21 protein-coding genes are annotated in these 21,260 nt (G+C 60.4%); 2 read left to right on the plus strand and 19 right to left on the minus strand.

All coding sequences use genetic code 11. The features are described from left to right. Positions 1-21 precede the first annotated feature (21 nt). The 7 genes from BM036_RS02230 to flhA all read right to left on the minus strand — a co-directional run bounded on the left by BM036_RS02230 (position 22) and on the right by flhA (position 8,864). Positions 22-2,181, minus strand: coding sequence for a chemotaxis protein CheA (locus tag BM036_RS02230; protein WP_091848575.1), 2,160 nt, complete (start codon positions 2,179-2,181; stop codon positions 22-24). Between the two features lie 13 nt (positions 2,182-2,194). Beyond that, entirely contained in the window at positions 2,195-2,977 is a 783-nt protein-coding gene (locus BM036_RS02235) for a protein phosphatase CheZ (RefSeq protein ID WP_091848576.1), read from the minus strand. Between the two features lie 48 nt (positions 2,978-3,025). After that, positions 3,026-3,409: a chemotaxis response regulator CheY gene (cheY, locus tag BM036_RS02240; RefSeq protein WP_091848577.1), complete on the minus strand. Its 384-nt coding sequence runs from the start codon at positions 3,407-3,409 to the stop codon at positions 3,026-3,028. A gap of 194 nt (positions 3,410-3,603) precedes the next feature. Further along, positions 3,604-4,353, minus strand: coding sequence for an RNA polymerase sigma factor FliA (locus BM036_RS02245; RefSeq protein ID WP_091848578.1), 750 nt, complete (start codon positions 4,351-4,353; stop codon positions 3,604-3,606). 31 nt (positions 4,354-4,384) lie between these two features. Then, on the minus strand, positions 4,385-5,203 hold the full coding sequence (locus BM036_RS02250) for a MinD/ParA family protein (RefSeq protein WP_091848579.1): 819 nt from the start codon (positions 5,201-5,203) through the stop codon (positions 4,385-4,387). Positions 5,204-5,294: 91 nt separating this feature from the next. Further along, entirely contained in the window at positions 5,295-6,662 is a 1,368-nt protein-coding gene (gene flhF, locus BM036_RS02255; RefSeq protein WP_091848580.1) for a flagellar biosynthesis GTPase FlhF, read from the minus strand. 24 nt (positions 6,663-6,686) lie between these two features. Beyond that, positions 6,687-8,864 (minus strand): flagellar biosynthesis protein FlhA, encoded by a 2,178-nt coding sequence (gene flhA / locus BM036_RS02260; protein ID WP_091848693.1) that lies wholly within the window; start codon positions 8,862-8,864, stop codon positions 6,687-6,689. Between the two features lie 194 nt (positions 8,865-9,058). Here flhA and upp point away from each other — a divergent pair, with 194 nt between their 5' ends. Beyond that, on the plus strand, positions 9,059-9,697 hold the full coding sequence (gene upp, locus BM036_RS02265; protein ID WP_091848581.1) for a uracil phosphoribosyltransferase: 639 nt from the start codon (positions 9,059-9,061) through the stop codon (positions 9,695-9,697). Position 9,698: 1 nt separating this feature from the next. Next, on the plus strand, positions 9,699-11,000 hold the full coding sequence (locus BM036_RS02270) for a uracil-xanthine permease family protein (RefSeq protein ID WP_091848582.1): 1,302 nt from the start codon (positions 9,699-9,701) through the stop codon (positions 10,998-11,000). 197 nt (positions 11,001-11,197) lie between these two features. Here the strand turns inward: BM036_RS02270 and flhB are convergent, their stop codons facing one another. From flhB to BM036_RS02330, 12 genes are all read right to left on the minus strand, one after another. Further along, entirely contained in the window at positions 11,198-12,334 is a 1,137-nt protein-coding gene (gene flhB / locus BM036_RS02275) for a flagellar biosynthesis protein FlhB (RefSeq protein ID WP_091848583.1), read from the minus strand. Between the two features lie 199 nt (positions 12,335-12,533). Then, the gene (fliR, locus tag BM036_RS02280) at positions 12,534-13,319 is read right to left on the minus strand and encodes a flagellar biosynthetic protein FliR (protein WP_091848584.1); all 786 of its coding nucleotides are present in this window, start codon (positions 13,317-13,319) and stop codon (positions 12,534-12,536) included. Positions 13,320-13,326: 7 nt separating this feature from the next. Next, positions 13,327-13,596: a flagellar biosynthesis protein FliQ gene (gene fliQ, locus BM036_RS02285; protein WP_091848585.1), complete on the minus strand. Its 270-nt coding sequence runs from the start codon at positions 13,594-13,596 to the stop codon at positions 13,327-13,329. 11 nt (positions 13,597-13,607) lie between these two features. Further along, complete coding sequence (gene fliP / locus BM036_RS02290; protein ID WP_281247003.1) at positions 13,608-14,357, minus strand: flagellar type III secretion system pore protein FliP; 750 nt, start codon at positions 14,355-14,357, stop codon at positions 13,608-13,610. Continuing rightward, entirely contained in the window at positions 14,354-14,824 is a 471-nt protein-coding gene (gene fliO, locus BM036_RS02295) for a flagellar biosynthetic protein FliO (RefSeq protein WP_091848694.1), read from the minus strand. Before fliO ends, fliP begins: the two co-directional genes overlap by 4 nt. Before the next feature lie 2 nt (positions 14,825-14,826). After that, positions 14,827-15,342, minus strand: a complete 516-nt coding sequence (gene fliN, locus BM036_RS02300; RefSeq protein WP_091848587.1) for a flagellar motor switch protein FliN — start codon at positions 15,340-15,342, stop codon at positions 14,827-14,829. Then, positions 15,335-16,333 carry a flagellar motor switch protein FliM gene (fliM, locus tag BM036_RS02305; protein ID WP_091848588.1) on the minus strand — a complete coding sequence of 333 codons (999 nt, stop codon included), beginning with the start codon at positions 16,331-16,333 and terminating at the stop codon, positions 15,335-15,337. The genes fliN and fliM overlap by 8 nt, the downstream gene beginning before the upstream one ends. 75 nt (positions 16,334-16,408) lie before the next feature. Next, the gene (locus tag BM036_RS02310; protein WP_091848695.1) at positions 16,409-16,906 is read right to left on the minus strand and encodes a flagellar basal body-associated FliL family protein; all 498 of its coding nucleotides are present in this window, start codon (positions 16,904-16,906) and stop codon (positions 16,409-16,411) included. 270 nt (positions 16,907-17,176) lie between these two features. After that, on the minus strand, positions 17,177-18,481 hold the full coding sequence (locus tag BM036_RS02315; protein WP_091848589.1) for a flagellar hook-length control protein FliK: 1,305 nt from the start codon (positions 18,479-18,481) through the stop codon (positions 17,177-17,179). A 130-nt stretch (positions 18,482-18,611) separates the two neighbouring features. Beyond that, on the minus strand, positions 18,612-18,959 hold the full coding sequence (locus BM036_RS02320; protein ID WP_091848590.1) for an Hpt domain-containing protein: 348 nt from the start codon (positions 18,957-18,959) through the stop codon (positions 18,612-18,614). A gap of 115 nt (positions 18,960-19,074) precedes the next feature. Next, positions 19,075-20,802, minus strand: a complete 1,728-nt coding sequence (locus BM036_RS02325) for an ATP-binding SpoIIE family protein phosphatase (protein WP_245742408.1) — start codon at positions 20,800-20,802, stop codon at positions 19,075-19,077. 58 nt (positions 20,803-20,860) lie between these two features. Beyond that, positions 20,861-21,166, minus strand: a complete 306-nt coding sequence (locus BM036_RS02330) for an STAS domain-containing protein (RefSeq protein ID WP_091848591.1) — start codon at positions 21,164-21,166, stop codon at positions 20,861-20,863. Between the last annotated feature and the right edge of the window lie 94 nt (positions 21,167-21,260).

Genomic DNA, 21,260 nt, shown 5'->3' on the forward strand with positions numbered 1-21,260 from the left:
CCCTATCCAATACCCGTCCCGTCAGCCGTAATGCTGCAACAGACTGGGCACATCAATGATCAGGGCGATGCGGCCATCGCCAGTAATGGTGGCGCCCGCCATACCGGGCGTTCCCTGTAAGGCCCGGCCCAGGGGCTTGATGACCACCTCTTCCTGGCCAACCAGCTGGTCCACCACAAAGCCCACCTGGCGGGTACCCATAGCCACGATGACCACATGGGCATTCTCAGGTTCAGCAGTACCTGTGTCCGAGGGCACCAGCCAGCGCTTGATGTGGAAAAGCGGGAACACCTTGTCCCGCACCACGATACATTCACGGCCGTCCACCACGTTCTTCTTGCTAAGGTCCAGGTGGAAGATCTCCACCACGTTGACCAGCGGCAGGGCAAACGACTGGTTGCCCAGCATGATCATCAGCGTCGGCATGATCGCCAGGGTCAGCGGCACCTTGATGCGAATGGCTGTGCCCTTGCCCGGCTTCGATTCCACGTGGACCTGGCCATTGAGCTGGCTGATCTTGGTCTTCACCACGTCCATGCCCACACCACGCCCGGACACATCAGAGATCTGGTCCTTGGTGGAGAAACCGGCGGCAAAGATCAGGTTAAAGCACTCATTATCCGTCAGCCGATCAGCCGCATCCTGGTCGTAGATGCCCTTCTCCACCGCTTTGCGGCGTAATTTCTCCGGATCCATACCGCCACCGTCATCCTCGATGGACAGCAGGATATGATCTCCTTCCTGCTCAGCAGACAGGGTGACCGTGCCCTGACGGGGCTTGCCGGCCTGCTCACGCACATCCGGCATCTCGATGCCATGGTCCACGGAGTTGCGCACCAGGTGAACCAGCGGGTCCGCAAGGGCTTCCACCAGGTTCTTGTCCAGGTCCGTATCTTCCCCGTGCATGACCAGGTTAATTTCTTTCTTCAGGTTACGGGCCAGGTCCCGCACAACCCTTGGGAAGCGACCAAAGACCTTTTTGATGGGCTGCATCCGGGTCGCCATAACCGCAGACTGCAGGTCAGTGGTCACCACGTCCAGGTTGGACACCGCCTTGTGCATCTCGCTGTCTTCGCTCTCCGAACCCAGGCGCTGCAGGCGGTTACGAACCAGCACCAGTTCACCCACCATGTTCATGATGTCATCCAGGCGCTTGGTATCCACACGCACCGAGGTTTCCGCCTGGGCCTGGCTGTCACGCGCAGGCGTCGCCGCCTTGGCGGCTGGCGTCGGCCGGGCAGACGCTTCCGTGGGTTGCGTGGCAGGCTCGGACTTGTTCGCAGCAGGACCGTCACTTGCCGGTTGCGGAGCGGAATTCCCGGGCTTTTCATCACCCGCAGAGTGGGCCGGACTCTTGCCCTTGCCATGGAGTTCGTCCAGCAGACGCTCGAATTCGTCGTCGGTAATCAGGTCGCTATCGCCACCACTGGCTTTTTTGTCATCCGCTGCGGCTGGCTTTTCAGCCTCCGGCTGACCACCCGCATCCGGGTCCGGCACGTCGGTGGAGGCCACCTCGCCGGAGAACCTGCCCTTGCCGTGGAGCTGGTCCAGCAGGTCCTCGAATTCGTCATCGCTGATGTCATCACTGTTGGATGAACCCGCACCCTCGATGGAGCCGGCATCTTCGCAAGCGCTGTCCCCCGCCTTACCCTTGCCGTCTTCCAGGGCGTCCAGCAGCTGCTCGAATTCCTCATCGGTGATATCGCCGTGGTCCTCCTCGGCTGCGGCGGCCACGGCATCGTCTGCAGGCCGGGCCGGCGAATCCCCCGGAGCGTCCACCGGTGACTCACCCTCCGGCAGGGCGTACTGGTCCAGGGTTGCAATCAGTGACTGGGGCGCGGGGGTAGGCTCTTCCCGGTTGCGGACCTCGTCGAACATGGCATTGACGTTATCCAGCGCCTGCAGCACCACATCCATCAGGTCCGAGGTCACCGTGCGCTTGTGGTTACGCAGGGTATCGAACACGTTCTCGGCGGAGTGACAGCAGTTCACCAGCGCGTCAAGCTGCAAAAAACCGGCGCCGCCCTTAACGGTGTGGAAGCCACGGAAGATGGCATTGAGCAGATCACTGTCTTCCGGGTGCTGTTCCAGGTCCACCAGTTGTTCGGAGAGCAGTTCCAGGATCTCCCCGGCCTCCACCAGGAAGTCCTGGAGAATCTCTTCGTCTGCATCAAATGCCATGCAACTACCTCACTTAAAAGCCGAGACTGGACAGCAGGTCGTCAACGTCGTCCTGTCCGGAAACAACGTCAGACCGCTCTGCGGCGCGCATCTGGGGTCCTTCCCCCTTGATCGAGGATTCCTTTTCCTTCAATTCGTGGACCGTTCCGGTCAGCTGGTCCACGTGGCTGGCCATGACCACCAGGCTAAGCAGGTTCTCTTCCACTTCCTTCACCAGCGCGGTCACTTTCTGGATGACCTGGCCGGTCAGGTCCTGGAAATCCTGGGCCAGCAGGATTTCAGACAGATCGGTGTACATCTTCTCGGCGTCGTCCGCGAGGCTCTCGAAGAAACGGTCAATGCGACCATACAGCTCGCGGAACTCTGAAGGCGCCATTTCGCGGCGACGCAATCGTTGCCAGTCATCCCGCAGGGACCGCGCCTGTTCGCACATGGCGTTGGCCCGGGGCATGGCGTCTTCCACCAGGTCCATGGTGCGGTTAGCGGCCTTGCCGGTCATTTCAACGACGTATTGCAGCCGGTCCGAGGCATCGGACATCTTCGACAGGGCTTCCTGCTGCTCCGGGTTCTGGGGCTGTATCTGAAAATTGCGGATAGCCTCGTGGAGGCTGCGGGTCAAGCGACCCACCTCCTGGTACAGACTCTGATCCCTCACCTCACTCAGGTCATTGATCAGGGTCATGGCCCGGGCATAGTCACCAGCGTTGACCTGCTCAACAAGCGCCTGGGCCTGCTCCTTGAGCTTGCTGGTGATTTCCGGGTCCAGGCCGGGGCTGTTCTGTTTGTCTTCGCTCATGGGAGCACATCCGGACAGTCAGTTCAGGGTTCAAGGCGTAAACGGGCCTTACTGGATTCGCTCGAAGATCTTCTCAATCTTCTCCTTGAGTACGGCGGCCGTAAATGGCTTGACCACATATCCGTTAACGCCGGCCTGGGCCGCCGCTACGATCTGGTCTCGCTTGGCTTCAGCCGTCACCATCAGGATCGGCAGATCCTTCAGGTTCTCGTCGGCCCGTACCGCCTTGAGCAAATCAAACCCGGACATGCCTGGCATGTTCCAGTCCGTCACCAGGAAGTCGTACTTGCCTGTTTTCAACATGGGCAGGGCGGTGTTGCCGTCATCCGCCTCGTCGGTGTTGGTGAATCCGAGATCACGGAGCAGGTTCTTGATGATCCGCCGCATTGTGGAAAAGTCGTCCACAATGAGAATTTTCATGTTCTTGTCCAATGGGACCTCCAGTTGGTCTTCGCCGGAATGTTGACCTGGCCCTGTCAGGGCCGTTGGCAGGCGCTGCCCTGCCCGCACTGCTGTCAGATCCTCAGCCGTGGCGTCATTCTAGCAGTCTGAGCGATGCTTACCGTTTCAATGTGTTATCGAACGATTCTGCTGTAACCATCTTTCTATACCGGCCATGCCAGGCGTCAGACCGAGCCTGCGTCCCCTGCCTGCCAGTCCGATAGCCTGCCCCGCAAGCGAAGTGCGGCCTGGCTGTGAATCTGGCTCACCCGGCTTTCACTCACGCCGAGCACCGCGCCGATTTCCTTGAGGTTCAGCTCTTCCTGGTAATACAGGCTGAGTACCAGCTTTTCCCGTTCTGGCAGGTCATTGATGGCGGCCGCCAGGTTATGCCGGAATGCCGCGCCGGACACATCATCCAGCGGATTATCCGAACCTTCCTGTTCCTGTATCGGCAGCTCGCCGGTTTCATTGAGCTCATCGAGGGAAAAAAGTCGGCCGGAGCTGGCATCACTGAGACACGAGTGGTACTCGGAAAGGCTCATACCCAGCTCTTGTGCCACCTCCTGGTCCTGGGCTTCGCGCCCTTCCCGATCCTCCACAGCCTTGATGGCGGCCGATACCCGACGGGCGTTACGGTGAACGGAGCGGGGCACCCAGTCACCCTTGCGGATCTCATCCACAATCGCGCCCCGGATGCGAATGCCGGCATAGGTTTCAAAGGATGCACCCCGGTCAGACTGGTACTTGGCAGCCGCTTCCAGCAGGCCAACCATGCCCGCCTGGACAAGGTCGTCAAGCTGAACCGAGTCCGGTAGCCGGGCCATCAGGTGCAGGGCAATTTTCTTGACCAGCGGCGCATGCTGTTCCACCAGCTGATGGGCGCTGTCCCGACCGGTCTGGTGGTAGATTCCGAGTCTTCTGGCCAAAGTCATTTATCCGGTTAACCCGTACTTCAGGAATGGATCAAGTGTTACTGCCTACCAGGCGCTCCACGAAAAACTCCAGGTGCCCCCGGGGCGATGTGGGCAGGGGCCAGCTGTCCACCTGCTCCGCCAGGGCCTTGATGGCCAGTGACGCCTTGGCCCGCGGGTAGGCATCCAGCACGGCTCGCTGACGCTGCACGGCCTTGCGCACGGCCTCATCATAAGGAACCATGCCGACGTATTGTAATGCAACATCAAGGAACCGCTCGGTGACACGGGTCAGTTTACCGAACAGATGCTTGCCTTCCTGCTCGTTACGGACCTGGTTGGCGAGTATGCGGAAACGGTTAACACCGTAGTCCCGGTTCATCAGTTTTATCAGGGCGTAGGCATCGGTAATGGAGGTAGGCTCGTCGCAGACCACCAGCAGCAACTCCTGGGCGGCCCGCAAGAAACTGACCACGCTTTCGGAAATGCCGGCGGCAGTATCGACGATCAGCACGTCTACCTGGTCACCCAGCTCGCTGAAGGCATTGATCAGGCCGGCGTGCTCCATGGGGGAGAGCTGGGTCATACGCTGGGTGCCAGAAGAGGCCGGTACAATCCTGACACCGCCGGGGCCGTTAACCAGTACGTCACGGAGGTCACATTCACCGGACAGCACTTCAGCGAGGTTGCGCTTGGCACTGATTCCCAGCAGGACGTCAATATTGGCCAGGCCCAGGTCGGCATCCAGCAGGATGACCCGCCGCCCCATCTGTGACAGGGCAATGCCAAGGTTGACCGAAACGTTGCTCTTGCCCACGCCACCCTTGCCACCGGTGACTGCGATTACCTGAACCGGATGTGGTCTGCTCATAGTGGTTGTCTGTTCCTGCCGAGGTTGTACTTATTCACACAATAAGCCTGCAGGGCGCCGACCACGTCCGGTTCCCGGCCGCTGCTGCACTTCAGGCACCTTCAGCCATGGCCTGCTGCTTACGCACGTCCCGCAGTCGTTCCACGCCAAGACGCACCAGTGACGCCGCATTGGCTGGATGCAGGTCCTGGGGAATCTTCTGGCCGTCGGTGACCCAGGCCACAGGCAGGGCGGTTTCCAGGGCAAAGCCCAGGACTTCACCGAGGGTCAGCGCCTCATCCAGCTTGGTCATTATGCAGCCTGCAAGACCCGCCATCTTATAGCAATGCCACATGGATTTCATGATTCTCGACTGGCTGGTGGCCGGCACCACCAGGTGCGGACTCACCCGGTGCCGGCTGTTCGCCAGCTCGGCCAGCTGCTCCTGGCAACCGGGATCGGCGCCGGACAGGCCAGCGGTATCAATCAGCACAAGGTGCCGGTCTTCCAGCTCATCCAGCACCTCATCAAGGCTGTGGCTGTCATCCACCACCCGTACCGGCACATTCAGGATACGGCCGAACACGAACAGCTGCTCATGGGCCGCTACCCGATAGCGATCGGTGGTGACCAGCGCCAGGGAGTCGGCGCCATGCTCCAGCACGTACTGGGCGGCAATCTTGCCAATCGTAGTCGTCTTGCCGGAGCCGGTAGGCCCTACCAGTGCGTAGATACCACCACGAGTAGCCCAGTCACCACTACCGGTTCTGAGGCCCGCTGCCAGGGTACGCAGCGAGCGCTTCCAGTTATCCTCGAGTTTGCCACGACCACTCTGACGGGCCAGGCTTGCCGCCAGCGAACCACTGAGACCGAATTCCTCAAGGCGCTCCGCGAGGCGCTTGCGAACTGCATCCAGGACCTCTTCCGCGTCAGCCTGCGACCTGGCCAGCGGAGTGACCTGGTGGCCAGCGGCGCCCTGCTCGCTGATCATGGCCCTCAGCGAGTCCAGCTCACGGCGCATCACCGCCAGTTCGTCACTGGCACCGGACTCACTTGGAACATGGGCCCGTTCCGCGCCCGCGGCACTCGCGTGCACGCCAGGCTGACGGGGTGATGACAGGGATGGCAGGTCGTCGGTATCCAGGTACTCCTTGCCAGCCGGAGTCCGCTGCCGGGGCTCGTAGCCACCGCGCTGCTCCCGCAAGTTGCGGATACGGCTACGGGAGCGGTCAAGTTCTTCCTGCAGGCGGAGGTGTTGTTCCGCCTGCAGCTCGGCCAGGCGGCCATCGCTGGTGGCGTCCGCAGCAGCGTCGCCAAGCTTTTGGCGTGCCATGTTTTCGTCATAGTCCAGTGCCGTAACAATCTCGACACCGCCATCTATCCGGCGGCTGGAAAGAATCACCGCATCGTCGCCCATGGACTCGCGGACCTGCTTGAGGGCGGCGGACATGGTTGCCGCAAAGAACCGTTTTACCTTCATCTGTCTCTACCTCCCGGTGGGTCGTTACTGGCCGACCGACGCCACGATGGTGATCTGCTTGTTATCCGGCACTTCCTGGTACGAGAGCACGTGCAGGCGCTCTACCCCGTAGCTGGCGAACTTCGCCAGCACCGGCCTCAGGGGGGCGGATACCAGCAGGATGGCGGGCTTGCCCATCATTTCCTGCCGCTGGGCGCTCTCCTGCAGGGAGCGCTGCAGTTTCTCCACCATGCCCGGCTCAAGGACCAGGCCGATGTCGTCGCCGCCGCCGGATTGTTGACTCTGTTGCTGACTCTTCAGCAATAATTGTTCCAGTTGCGGATCCAGGGTGATAACCGGTATCTCTTTGTCGTTACCGCAGATGCTCTGCACGATCATTCGCCGCAGTGCCTGACGGGCAGCCGTGGTAAGGACCTTCGGATCCTGGCTCTTGGGATGGACGTTGACGATGGCTTCGGCAATGGAGCGCATATCACGGATGGGCACTTCTTCCTGCAGCAGGCTCTGCAGCACTTTCAGCAGGATGGAGATAGACACGGTGGTCGGCACCAGCTCTTCCGCAAGCTTGGGCGAAACTTTCTCCAACTGGTCGAGCCACTTCTGCACTTCCTCATGGCCGAGCAGTTCATGGGCGTGGCTCTGCAGGATCTGGTTCAGGTGTGTGGCGACGACGGTGCTGGCGTCAACCACGGTGTAGCCAAGCGTCTGGGCATTGTCTTTCTGGTCCGGCTCGATCCAGATGGCATCCAGGCCGAAGGCGGGATCCTTGCCGGCAATGCCGTCCACCTTGCCGAACACCTGCCCCGGATCAATCGCCAGTTCCCGTTCCGGATGGATTTCCGCCTCGGCGATGGTGACGCCCATCAGGGTGATGCGATAAACGTTGGGCATCAGGTCCAGGTTGTCACGGATATGCACCGACGGCATCAGGAAGCCCAAATCCTGGGACAGCTTCTTCCGCACCCCTTTTATACGACTGAGCAGTTGACCACCCTGGGACTTGTCCACCATGGGAATCAGGCGGTAGCCCACTTCCAGGCCAACAATATCCACCGTTGCCACGTCGTCCCAGCCCAGTTCCTTATTCTCCGGTGGCGCCGGCAAGGCATGCCCCTGGTCTCCTGCCTCCGGACGGGCACCGCCGGTTGGCGCGGCCTGGCCGCCACCACTACGTGAGGTTGTCGGCCAGCTGCTGCTGCCGTCTTCCTCAACCGCCTGGCGGCCCTGCTTCCAGATCCACCACGCCGCTCCGGCCGCCAGCAGCCCCAGTCCCAGGAAGGCCACATGGGGCATGCCAGGAATCAGGCCCAGCATGATCAGGATGGCTGCGGCGATGGCCAGCGCCTTGGGGGCATCAAACATCTGTTTGAGGATCTGCCCGCCCATATCCTGGCTGCTGGTTACCCGGGTGACCATGATGGCGGCAGACGTGGAGAGCAACAGCGACGGAATCTGGGCTACCAGGCCGTCACCAATGGTCAGCAGGGCATAGTTCTGGGTGGCAACGCCAAAATCCAGACTGTGCTGGAGCATGCCGATACCGATACCCCCGATCAGGTTGATGAACAGGATCAGCAGGCCGGCGACTGCATCGCCTTTGACAAACTTGCTGGCACCGTCCATGGAGCCGTAAAAGTCCGCTTCCTGCGCAATCTCTTCCCGGCGGTGCTTCGCCTCGTCCTGGTTGATCAGACCGGCGTTGAGGTCGGCGTCGATGGCCATCTGCTTGCCGGGCATGGCATCCAGGGTAAAACGGGCGCTGACTTCGGATACCCGGCCAGCGCCCTTGGTGACCACCAGGAAATTGATGATCATGAGAATGGCAAATACCACCAGGCCCACAGCGTAGTTACCGCCGATCAGTACCGCACCGAAAGACTCGATCACCTTACCGGCAGCGTCGCCACCCTCGTGCCCGTTGAGCAGGACGATCCGGGTGGAAGCCACGTTCAGGGCCAGGCGCAACAGGGTAGCTACCAGCAGGACGGTGGGAAACGCCGCGAACTCCATGGGTCGCAGGGCATACACACACACCAGCAGGATGGTAATGGACAGGGCAATATTGAACGTGAACAGTACGTCCAGCAGAAACGCCGGCATCGGCAGGATCATCATGCCCAGCAGTGCCACGAGCATAATGGGAATGCCCAGGTTTCCCCGCGTCAGGGATTTGACGTTATTCAGGACAAGGGCCCGGTCCATGTTGACGGAAATCTCCACAATGGTGGTTCTTGCTGCAATGGCCAGGGCCGTTTTTTTGACGCCCGGGCCGCCTTACCCGGACTAGCGGCAAGATCCATACCATTTCTAACATTTTCTCCAGAATCCCCCCTGACTGAGCTGCGCCGATACGGTATCCTTGCGCAAATCCCACCCGACCAGCTGACAGGTGAACCATGCCCATTCACGAAGTCAAACACCCCCTTATCCAGCACAAACTCGGCCTGATGCGCCGAGCCGACATCAGCACCAAGAATTTCCGCGAGCTTGCCCAGGAAGTGGCATCGCTGCTGACCTACGAAGCCACCAAGGATTTCACCCTGAGCAAGGAAACCATTGATGGCTGGGCAGGCCCGGTAGAGGTGGAGCAGATCGGTGGCAAGAAAGTCACCATCGTACCGATCCTGCGGGCTGGCCTGGGCATGCTGGACGGTGTGCTGAGCCTGATACCGGTGGCGAGGGTCAGTGTCGTGGGCCAGATCCGCAACGAGGAAACCCTGGAAGCCTCCACCTACCTTGAGAAACTGGTAGGTGAACTGGACCAGCGCATGGCACTGATCGTCGACCCCATGCTGGCAACCGGTGGTTCGCTGATTTCCACCATCGACCTGCTGAAAAAGGCGGGCAGCACAGAAATCCGGGCCCTGGTCCTGGTGGCAGCTCCGGAAGGTGTCGAAAAGGTGCTGGAAAAGCACCCCGATGTCTCCATCTATACCGCCTCCGTGGACGAACGCCTGAACGAGAAAGGCTACATCCTTCCCGGCCTTGGTGATGCCGGTGACAAGATCTTCGGCACCAAGCAGAAGGACGTCTGACATGCAGGATGCTGATCACACCACTTCCCTGAGGGAGGACTACGCCGGCGAGCCGGTCTGGCGCCAGGCCCTGGCCGGTTCCCAGATGCTGCTGGTGGCTTTTGGTGCCCTGGTGCTGATGCCCCTGCTCACCGGTCTGGACCCAAGCGTCGCGCTATTCACTGCCGGTCTGGGCACGCTGATATTCCACATCGTCACTGGCGGCAAGGTGCCGGTATTCCTGGCATCGTCCTTCGCATTTATTGCACCGATCATGGCGGCGAAGAACCAGTTCTCCATTCCGGAGATTCTCGGCGGCCTGGTGGCGGCCGGCCTGCTCTACATCCTGCTGAGCGGCGCTGTGCGCCTGCGGGGCACGGGCTTCATCAACCGGCTGTTGCCGCCCGTGGTCATTGGCCCGGTGATCATGGTTATCGGCCTGGGGCTGGCCCCGGTCGCGGTAAACATGGCCACTGGCCATACCGGTGATGGCTCAGTCGAACTGGTTCCGTACAAGCCAGCCATAGTGATTGCCATGATTTCCCTGCTGGTGACCATTGTGGTTTCCGTATGGGCGAAAGGCATTTTCCGGCTGATCCCCATTATGGTCGGCATTATCGTTGGCTACCTGCTCACATGGCTGTCCGGCGTTTTCAACGTAACGCCGGTGATTGTGGACTTCTCCCCGATTGCGGAAGCGGCCTGGTTTTCCATGCCGGCCTTCCAGACGCCTTCATTCAGCTGGGGTGCGATCCTGTTCATGATCCCGGTGGCCATTGCTCCGGCTATTGAGCACATTGGCGATGTGCTGGCCATCAGCAACGTGACCGGCAAGAACTTCCTCAAGAAGCCGGGCCTGCACCGCACCCTGCTGGGTGACGGCCTGGCCACCAGTTCCGCCGCGTTCCTGGGCGGACCGCCCAACACGACCTATTCCGAGGTGACTGGAGCGGTGATGCTGACGAAGAACTTTAACCCGCGGGTGATGCTGTGGGCCGCAGGGGTAGCTATCGTGCTGGCCTTTGTGGGCAAGTTCGGCGCGGCCCTGCAGACCATTCCCGTTCCGGTGATGGGCGGCATCCTGTGCCTGTTGTTCGGTTCTATCGCGGTGGTGGGGCTGAACAGCCTGATCCGCAACCAGGTGGACCTGTCCCAGGCCCGCAACCTGGTAATCGTGGGTGTGACCCTGGTGTTCGGTATTGGCGGTATGGCGATTTTCGGGGTGGAGGGTATTGCCCTGTGTGGCATCGTTGCCATTCTGCTGAACCTGGTGCTTCCCGGGTCGGATACTGCCTGGGGTGAGCGGGCTCATCACGAGCACTGAGGGTAAAGCCTTCTCTCGGACGGGTGTTGTCTGCTCCTAGACTGCAGGTTTGCGGGGAGGCGGCAACCAGGGGGAGGCTTTTTCCGCCGCATTGGAGGGGCGTCCTGCCACCCCAATGCGGTGAAGAAAGCCCCCCGGCCAAGCTGTACCTCCACCAAAAGCTTCAGACCAGCAAGCAGAACTCAAATACCCAGAGCCTAGATATCCCGCCGCATATCCTTCGGAATGGGGAAGTTCGGCATAGTCGGCTTGGGCGCGTGCCCCTTGCGGAACTGCCGTAGCTGGAAGATATAGGCCAACACCTGGGCCACCGCCATGTACAGGCCATCAGGGATCTCCTCACCTACCTTGGTGTTGTGGTAAACCGCACGGGTCAGGGGCGGCGTGCGCAGCAGCTCCACCTTGTTCTCCCGGGCAATCTCCATGATCTTGAAGGCCACCTCATCGGCCCCCTTGGCCACCACCACCGGCGCGCCCATGGACTTCTGATCGTACTTCAACGCCACCGCATAGTGCGTCGGGTTGGTGATAACCACATCCGCCGTCGGCACATCCGCCATCATCCGCCGCTGAGCCATCTCACGCTGCAGCTGACGGATCTTGCCCTTCACTTCCGGCTTGCCTTCCGTGTCCTTGTACTCGTCCTTCACCTCCTGCTTCGTCATCCGCAGTTTTTTCTGGTGATCGTAGATCTGGAACGGCACGTCGATGACAGCGATAACGATGGTGGCGCATGCAAGGAAGAAAAAACTCCACGCCATGGTCCACACCACATGGGCCATGGCCGGCACCGCTGGCTCCTCAGCGATGCTCAGCAGATCCTCGGTACGCAGGTTCAGAATCAGGATAGCCACCGCCAGCACCAGGCTCACCTTCAGAATCGCCTTCACCAGCTCCACCAGCGACCGCGCAGAAAACATCCGCTTCAGACCCTTGATGGGATCCATACGGTTCAGCTTGGGGGCAATGGCCTTGCCACTGAACAGCAGACCGCCAATGCCAATGGGCCCGGCAATCGAGGCAATCAACAACAGTAACAACAGGGGACTGAGGGCAACGGTGGCGTCCCAGGCAGAGCCAATCAGCTGCGTGCTCATAAAACGGGTATCAAAAATCTCCCCCCGCTCCAGCACAAACGCGCCACGCATGATCTGCTCCATGGACATGGCCAGGCTCTTGCCAAACACCAGCAGCCCGCCGGCACCGGCCAGCAGCACCGCCATGGTGGCCAGCTCCTTGGAACGTGCGGTCTGGCCATCCTCCCGGGCCTTCTCAAGGCGTCGGGGCGTCGGCTCTTCCGTTTTTTCCTGACTGTTGTCGTTCTCTTCGGCCATATCTACCGTCAAACATCCACGCAGGCGCGACACATAGTAAGAGGGGCATGGCCGGGAACCCCCTTTCCGGAACCGTGAGGCGCCAAGGACGGCGCCGACCGAGCCCTACAGGGACGTACTTGCGGGGCGTGTTTCGGAAAGGGGGTTCCCGGCCGTGACCCGCCACCCAAACAACCAGGCCACATCGAAGTAGTGAGCGTCAGGGCTGCCCCTGAAGCCCCCTCATAAACTCAAAGGTCTCACGGGTATACTGCTCAAAGTGCGGCAGAAAATTGGCATGCAGCACCCATATGGCAAACAATCCAAAAATCAGGCCAATCGGGAAACCCAGGGCAAAAATGTTCATCTGCGGCGCCGCCCGGGTCATCACACCAAACGAAATATTCACGATAAACACCGCCGTCACCGCCGGCAAAGCCAGCAACAGGGCCGCTGCAAACATCCACGAAATCCGGTGGGCCAGCTGCCAGACACCCTCCTGACCCAGCCCCTCCAGGCCAATAGGCAGGGTACGAAAACTCTCCAGGAACACCTCGATAGCCACCAGGTGCCCGTTCATCGCCAGGTACAACAGAGTGATCGTAATGGTGTAGATCTGGGAAAGCACCGTCACGTTGACCCCGTGGGACGGATCGTTCATCGAGGCAAAGCCCAGACCCATCTGCATGGCGATCATCTGGCCGGCGATGGTAAACAGCTGGAACAGGGCCGTCAGCGCAAAGCCCATACCCACACCGATCAGAATCTGCTGCAGCGTGATAATCACCGCCTCGCCACTGAGCGCCTCAACCTGCGGAACCGGCGGCAGCATGGGCACCACAAGGATCGTGGTCAGCAGGGCCAGACCCAGGCGAACCCTCGCCGGCACCAATTGAGTACCAATAAACGGAATCACCATAAAGAAACTGGCAATGCGGAACAGCGGCCACAGGTGCTGCCCCACCCACTGGCTGATCACATCCGCACTGAGATCGGCGGGAATCATACCCGGCTCATCCGATCAGGTAGGGGATGCTGCCAATCAGCCCCTCGGCGTGGTCAATCAGCTGGGTCAGCATCCAGGGGCCGGCAAAGATGATCACCAACAGGGTCACCAGCAATCTTGGCAGGAAGCTCAGGGTCTGTTCATTGATCTGGGTTGCAGCCTGGAAGGTACTCACCACCAGGCCGATGACCAGGCCCGGTCCGATGATAAAGGCCGACAGCATTACGATCATCCAGAGAGCTTCACGCATGATGTCGATGGCGGTTTCCGGCGTCATGGCGGGCCTCCCTAAATTCCGTAGCTGGCAGCGAGTGTGCCCATGATCAGTGCCCAGCCGTCCACCAGCACAAACAGCATGATCTTGAACGGCAAAGAAATAATGATTGGCGACAGCATCATCATACCCATGGCCATCAGAACACTGGCCACCACCATGTCGATAATCAGAAACGGGATAAACAGGATAAAGCCGATCTGGAACGCGGTTTTCAGCTCGCTGGTTACAAAGGCAGGCATCAGCACCCAGAAGGATACGTCTTCAGGGCTGTCGTACTCCTCGTCGGCAATACGTATGAACAGCCCCAGGTCGCTCTCCCGGGTCTGGGACAGCATGAACTGCCGGAACGGGACACTGGCTGCCTCCACTGCCTCGAGGGAAGTCATTTCCTCCGCCAGGTACGGCTGCAGACCTACCCGGTTGGCCTCCTCAAACACCGGCTTCATGATGAAGATGCTCAGGAACAGCGCAAGCCCCAGCAGGATCTGGTTGGAAGGCGTGGATTGCAGCCCAAGGGCCTGGCGCAGGATGGCAAAAACCACAATGATGCGGGTGAACGAGGTCATCATCATCAGCATGGCGGGCAGGAAGGTCAGCGCCGTCATGAAGGCCAAGATCTGCAGGGTAACGGAATACTCCTCCCCCTGTTCACCCGGTGTCACGGTAACCGCAGGAATACCCGGAATACCACCAATCCCGTCCTGGGCGAATACATCCGGGGCCAGCGCCAGCCCCGCCAGGATCAACAGCCACCGCATCAGTCTGTGTCTCCCTTACGACCGGCATCACCGGGTTTCCAGTGCCGCCCCATCAGCCCGTGGAGCTTTTTGGCAAAGTCTCCACTCACAGCCTGCCCCGGCACTACCACCGGTTCGTCGAAGACATGGAGGGTTCGAATGGAGCTGGGGGTGATGCCTACCAGAATCTGGGTACCGGCCACATCAATCAGCGCGATACGCTCCCGGGCGCCCAGGGCCATCACCGAAACAACTTTCATGGCACCGCTGTTCATGCCGGTCAGGCCATTCATGCGGCGGATCAGCCAGGCACAGCCAAAAATCAGTGCCACCACCACCAGCAGGCCGATGCCCATAGTGGCGAGGGTGGCTACGGCATCACTCTGGCTGCTGGTGCTCTCCGGCGCTTCCCGGACCGTTTCATCCTGGGCCAGCACCAGCGCGGGTGCCAGCAGCGTTGTAGCCAGGACATGGCTGATACGAAAGCCCATGGTCATTTCTGAAGACGCTTGATGCGCTCACCGGGGCTGATGACATCCGTCAGGCGAATACCAAACTTCTCGTTCACCATGACCACTTCGCCATGGGCAATCAGGGTGCCATTGACCAGCACGTCCAGCGGCTCCCCGGCCAGCCGGTCCAGCTCGATCACCGAGCCCTGGTTAAGCTGCAGCAGGTTGCGGATGGGAATCTGGGTATTGCCCACCTCCATGGAAATGGTCACCGGGATGTCGAGAATCACATCCAGGTCCGGCTCGGTGCCCGGGGCGCCCCCTGGTTGCGGTTGGTCACCGAAGTCTTCCATCGGTGCCGCGCGAACCTGTTTACCGGCGCCCTCGTCAGAATCCCCGGCTTCGGCCATGGCCGCCGCCCACTCGTCAGCACGGTTGTCACCGGCGCCATCTTCACCGCCTTCACCGTCACCGGACTCTCCCATGGCTGCTTCCCACTCGGCAGCCAGCTTCTCGTCTTCGCTGAGCTCGCGGTCGTCTTTGTTATCGTCAGCCATGTCTACCTACCTTCAGTTGTTTTTTCACCTTCGGAAGCTTGGTGCGTTCCTTGATTCTCAACGCCATCTTGCCATCCCGGGTACCCAGGGTGGCCTTGTAGATGGGAATGCCATTGGCAGTCATGTCCAGGGCTTCCGGCATCTCCACCGGAATCACATCCCCTGCCTTGAAATTGGCCACGTCCCGTAGCGAAATCCGGCGTCGGCACACCATTGCATTAACCGGTACCAGTACTTCCTTGATGTCTTCCTGCAGGGCGTTAACCCAGCGCTCATCGACGTCGTCGATGTCACTCTGGACGCCGGCGTCAAGCACCTCGCGGATAGGCTCAATCATGGAGTACGGCAACGCCATGTGCAGCTCACCGCCACCGCCGTCAAGCTCCACATGGAAGGTACTGATCACCACCACTTCACTGGGGCTGACAATATTGGCCATGGCCGGATTGACCTCGGAGCTGAGGTAGTCGAAATCAACCTTCAGCACTGCATGCCAGGCCTCTTTCATGTCTACAAAGACCTGGTTGAGCACCATCTGCACGATACGGGTCTCGGTGGGGGTAAACTCCCTGCCCTCGATCTTGGCGTGGCGGCCCTCACCGCCGAAGAAGTTATCCACCAGCTTGAACACCAGCTTGGCATCGAGGATGAACAGACCGGTGCCTCGAAGCGGCCGCACCTTCACCAGGTTGAGGCTGGTAGGCACGTACAGGGTATGGATGTACTCCCCGAACTTCATGATCTGGATACCGCCGGTGGACACGTCCGCGTTCCGGCGCAGGAGGTTGAACAGGCTGATGCGGGTGTAACGGGCAAAGCGCTCGTTGACCATTTCAAGGGTCGGCATGCGGCCACGGACAATGCGGTCCTGGCTGGCAAGGTCATATTGCTTGACCCCTTCTTCCTCGGTCTCGTCATAGGTGTCGATATCGCCGTCGTCCACACCGTGGAGCAGCGCATCGATTTCATCCTGCGAGAGTAGATCCTGCATAGTTATCAGCCTCTGACTGCCTGCAGCTCAGGCGAATGCGGGTGGTTAGCCCGGCACCCTGCCTTCGTATGGGTTTTATTGAACCACGAAATTCCGTAACAGGACCCTGTCAAGGGTCGGCTCACCTTCTGCCGCCAGGATTTCGTTGACCGCCGACAGCAGGCGCTGTGGCAGTGCCTGGCGTCCTTCAGGTGTCTGCAACTCCATGAACTCCAACTGCCCCAGCTCGGAGATCAGTGTATTACGCAACAAGGGCAGGTGCTTGCTGGCCGCCGCCAGGGCGGGCTCCTGTGTCGATTCGAATGCCAGGTATACCTGGATATAGCGCTGACGCCCCGCGTGGCGAACAGTGGTGACCAGTGGCCGGTCCATGACCATATAGCCACTGGGAACAAAGATTTCTTCCACTTCCTCCGCAGCCCCGTCGACCGTTTCGCCACTACTATCGGTAAGAAACCAGAGCGTACCCGCCACTGACAGCCCTATAGCCAGTAGCAGAACAACGACCAGCAGCACGATGGTCTTGAGTTTGCCTTTCTTGGGTGGCGCTGCCACCTCATTGTTTTCCGCCATTCCGGAGTCCGTCAATTTTTTGCCGATTGCGGCCAGGATTCGCTTTTCCAGGTTCTCAAGCAATCACTGCGCCAACCCAGAAAAAACCGTTGAAAGTGCCGTCAGAGTGTACCTCTATCAGTCCGCGAACAGAAACGTCCGTCCACAAACAGAAACGCCAGCCCGGTGGCTGGCGTTTCTGATTCAACTGGCCAAAGTGTAACCCCTGACCGGCCCGGAGGCGAATTCTTTGAGTGGCTCTCTCACGGGATCAGACAACAGGCTTGCGGCTCAGGCGTACAGGTCTACCTCACCACGCCAGGACAGGTCCAGGGCTCCGGAGGTTACCGTCCCGGTGTCCCCTTCCTCCGCGCTGCTGACCCGTTGACCCGGACCCCGCTCGCCCTGGCCATCACCGTCTCCCTGCTGGTCGGCAGTTTCGCGACCGGGTGAGTCGCTTACATCAAACCCCTCAAGGCTGAGGCCCTGCTCGCTGAGCATGTCCCGCAGCCTGTGGCCATGGAGTTCGAGCTGTTCCCGAACGGCAGGGGTGCTGGCATGGACCGTCACAGTGGCCTGGTCGTTCTGCACCTGAACCCGCACATCCAGCGGACCCAGCTCCGGGGGCGTGATATGGATCTCAGCCACCGACATCTGGCTGGCCGTCAGCCATGCCAGCTTACCCATGACTTTCTCACCCCATTCGTTTTCGCCAACGGGGGCGTCAACACTCGTGCTGTAACTTCGCATCAGGGCCTGGGCTTCCTGACCTCGAAGGGTGGCCGACTGATTCAGTGACTGCGTCAGTTCCGGTGCAGACAGCCGCGTCATCAGGCTGTCTGCAACCTTGCCCGACGACTCACTCAGCAGTTGCGTATTATTTCCCTGTAAACCCGCCAGCAAGTCGCCACCCTTGCCACCGGGTTCCTTCCCTGTCTCAAGCATGGCGGCAAACAGACGGCCAACAGTCGCCGAAGCACCGCGCTGCTGGCCTGCCACCAGGCCCGGCGCCATCAACCCGGTTTCCGAGATACCCTGGAAGGTGCCGTTATTGCCACCCTGAACCATTGCCCCATTGAGCGGAAGGGCAACAGGCGTCTCGGAGGCATCCGCCAAATCCAGTAATTCTCCAGCCAGCGCCTCAGGGGAATGTTTCTGGCCCTCTGTTGCTGCCCCTTCCCCGGGTTTGCCGTTTGCGGACCGGGATTCGGCCACGGGGTCGGTATCCTTGCCGGCGCCTTCCTGCGCGTCCGTGTGGCGTGAAGTGTCTTCCTCGCCGCTACTACGTCGCCTTGCCGAGGAAGCCGTATCGCCTCGCCCTTCCGCTTTCCCCACCCGCGCAGAAGGGTCCGGCTTTCTCTCGTCAGCCCTGTCATCATGGCGGGCCTCGGCTTGACGCCCTTGCTCCATGGCCCGCTCGCGAGCGCGGTCTTCAACGCGTCGTTGTTCGAGGCGCTTTTCCTGTTGTCGAACCACTTCGTCGTACCGGCTGGGGCCTTGATCGGCCGACCCCTGGGTGTCCGGGAGCTTGCCGGTGGCCTTACGGTCAATGCCCGACTCGGGGTTAAGTAACTGGGTCAGTACCATCGATGACATGGCAACCTCTTGCCGCTGAATCACTGAAAATCGCCCGGGAGGGCAGGTTTTCCAGTAATACTGCAAATTAGGTGCCAGAGAGGAAGTGGGCCGGTAAAACCGGCTCCGGGAGCTATATGGGCGAGGACCGTCAGGCGAGCAGGGATTCTTCCATGAGACGCCGGACGATGGCGAATTCCGCCTCCAGGTCCGTCATCCTTTGCCGGGCATCGGCCAGCGCTCCGTCACGGCCCGCCTTTTCAATAACAAGGCACAGTTCGCCCAGCCGGGCCGCGCCGATATTGATACTGCTGCCTTTGAAACTGTGAGCCGTTTTGGCGAATGCGTCCGGGTCATTGTCGGACAGCGCCTGATGAAGCGCCTGGATTCGTTCACGGGAATCGCTGATGTACGTCTGGATGAGGATATCGAACTCATCCTCCATCACATCCCGCAGCTCGGCGAGGGCTTCTTCATCAAGGTGTGGCTTGTCGTTCATACCCAACCTCACGGGAGCCACAGGTGAAACGTGACTCTTGATGTATTTGTCTAATCATAGTCTGGGCAGTTGGTGATATTGCAACCCGATGACCGGAGAGCGTACCCGGCAGTCCTCAAGTTTGCCCGCTCCCGTGCTCGGTCAGCTCCCAATCATATACTACTTCAGCCTGATTTCCTTGTTTGTTGTAGGTCAGGCCACTGGATAACCGGCGAATTAGCGCCAGTCCGCGACCGGCATATGCTCGCTCCCCGGGCTCAGTCACCGCCTCAGGATCAAAGCCCTGCCCGGAATCCCGGCAGCGGATGATCAGTCGCCCCCCGCTGTCGCGCAAACAGTGCTCCAGGTCAAATTGGATAGAATGCCCCTCCACAACGGCAAGGCGCCGCTCCCGTTCAGCATAGTAGCGGGCAAAGCCTTCCGGACTATTTTTCCAGGCGGAGGGCAGCTCCAGCACGCCATGCTCCAGGGCGTTATTGTAGAGTTCCGCCAGCAAGGTATAGATTTCGCCGCTGTGCTGCCGCAGCCCGGCCACTGCCATGCAGACATGGAGCAAGAGTGGCAGCGGATTGAACTGACCCAGGGTGGGGCCCTCCACCTCATAGCTGCAGCGCCAGAAGGCGGGGCCGGTGAGGGCCGACTGCGTAGCAGGCACTGACCGCTTCGTCACCGGGTCCTGGCTGGTCATCCGGAGTCCCAGAAGGGTAAGGTCATCGGATTCCCGGCCGCCACCGGCAAAGGTCTGAACCTGCTCGATAACATGGTCGACGGGTGAGACGTGAGCTGGCTGGGTCGCCAGTGCCTGCAGCAATCGCTGCTCACCGAAGTGCTGTCCGCCGGCATCGGTGGCTTCCAGCACGCCGTCCGTCATCAGCAGTAGCTGGTCCCCCGGCTTCGCCCGATACTCTTCCATGGGCGCCGCAAACCGCTCCGGGCCCAGAACCCCCAGGGGCAGGTGTCGGGATACCAGGGAATGGCAGGTGCCATCGATGTCCATCAGGTAACCATCCGGCAGCCCCCCGTTCCAGACCCGCACCACGCCCTGACGGAAGTCCACTTCAGCAAAGGTCGCGCAGCAAAACATGCCGGTGGGCAGGATCCGCACCAGTTTCTGGTTGAGCTCACGCAATACATCCGGCCCGCTGAAACCCTTACTGGTCATGCCGTAGAAAATTTCTGCCACCGGCAGGGCGCCAATAGCCGCCGGCAGTCCGTGTCCGGTGAAGTCGCCAACCAGCAGGTGCATGCCGCCGGCGGGTCGGGGACAGGCAAACAGGATGTCACCATTGAAGACGGACATGGGGGAGGCATGGTAGCGGATATTCGGCGCGTCGAGGCAGCCGGTATGGGCGATATTGTCGAACACCCGACGGGCCGTCACCTGTTCATCCAGCAATTGCTGGTTACGCATATGGATAAGGTCCCGCTGCCGGGCCAGGGTCTCCTGCATCCGGCGCATGCGATCAAACGCCCAAAGCTTGGCCCGGATGATGACCGGGTTGTAGGGCTTGGGCAGGAAATCGTCACCCCCGGCTTCAAGGCACTGGGCCAGGGAACCGGCATCGGACAGGGAGGTAAGGAAGATCACCGGCACCAGGGTTTCGCCGGCCAGCGCCTTGATCTGGCGGGCGGCTTCCATACCGTCCATCCTTGGCATCATGACATCCAGCAACACCATATCCGGTTGCCAGCGGTGATAGAGCTGAAGTGCCGCCTGGCCGTCCTCGGCGGCCTGTACCTCATGCCCCTGACGTCGAAGTATGGCCTGGAGAATCAGCCGGTCCGTGCTGCTGTCATCGGCAATCAGCAGCCGCAACGGCCTGGGGTTATCGGGATCTGTCACGGGTGCATCCTCTCACCCGGAGGGCCTGCCAGACACAGCAGCACCCTCACCGGTCGCGTCAACGAATGGAAAAAAGCTGCTCGAAATTGGAGATGGCCAGGATACGGCGCACGTCGCCGTTGCAGTTCTCGATGCAGATGCTGGCATTGTCACCACCGGCAAAGTCCCTCAGCAACAGGAGCATGCCCAGTGCGGAGCTGTCCAGGTACCGGGTATCAGACATGTCGATCACCCAGTGCCGGACTCCCTCCGAATCGTTTTCATAGGCATCACGGAAGGCCTGGTGGGTACTGAAATCAAAACGTCCCTCGATGGCAATGGTGCGGGTTTCACCGTCGTCGCTTTGTCGGGTGTGCACAGGCATGGTCGTTCCCTCCGCTAACCTGGGTCAGACACCGGGTCTGACTTTGGGGTAATCCTGCCGCTGATCGCCTGCCACTGCAACACTGTGATCCGTG

Origin of the sequence: Marinobacter segnicrescens (genome assembly GCF_900111555.1) — a bacterium.
GTDB classification, from domain to species: domain Bacteria; phylum Pseudomonadota; class Gammaproteobacteria; order Pseudomonadales; family Oleiphilaceae; genus Marinobacter; species Marinobacter segnicrescens.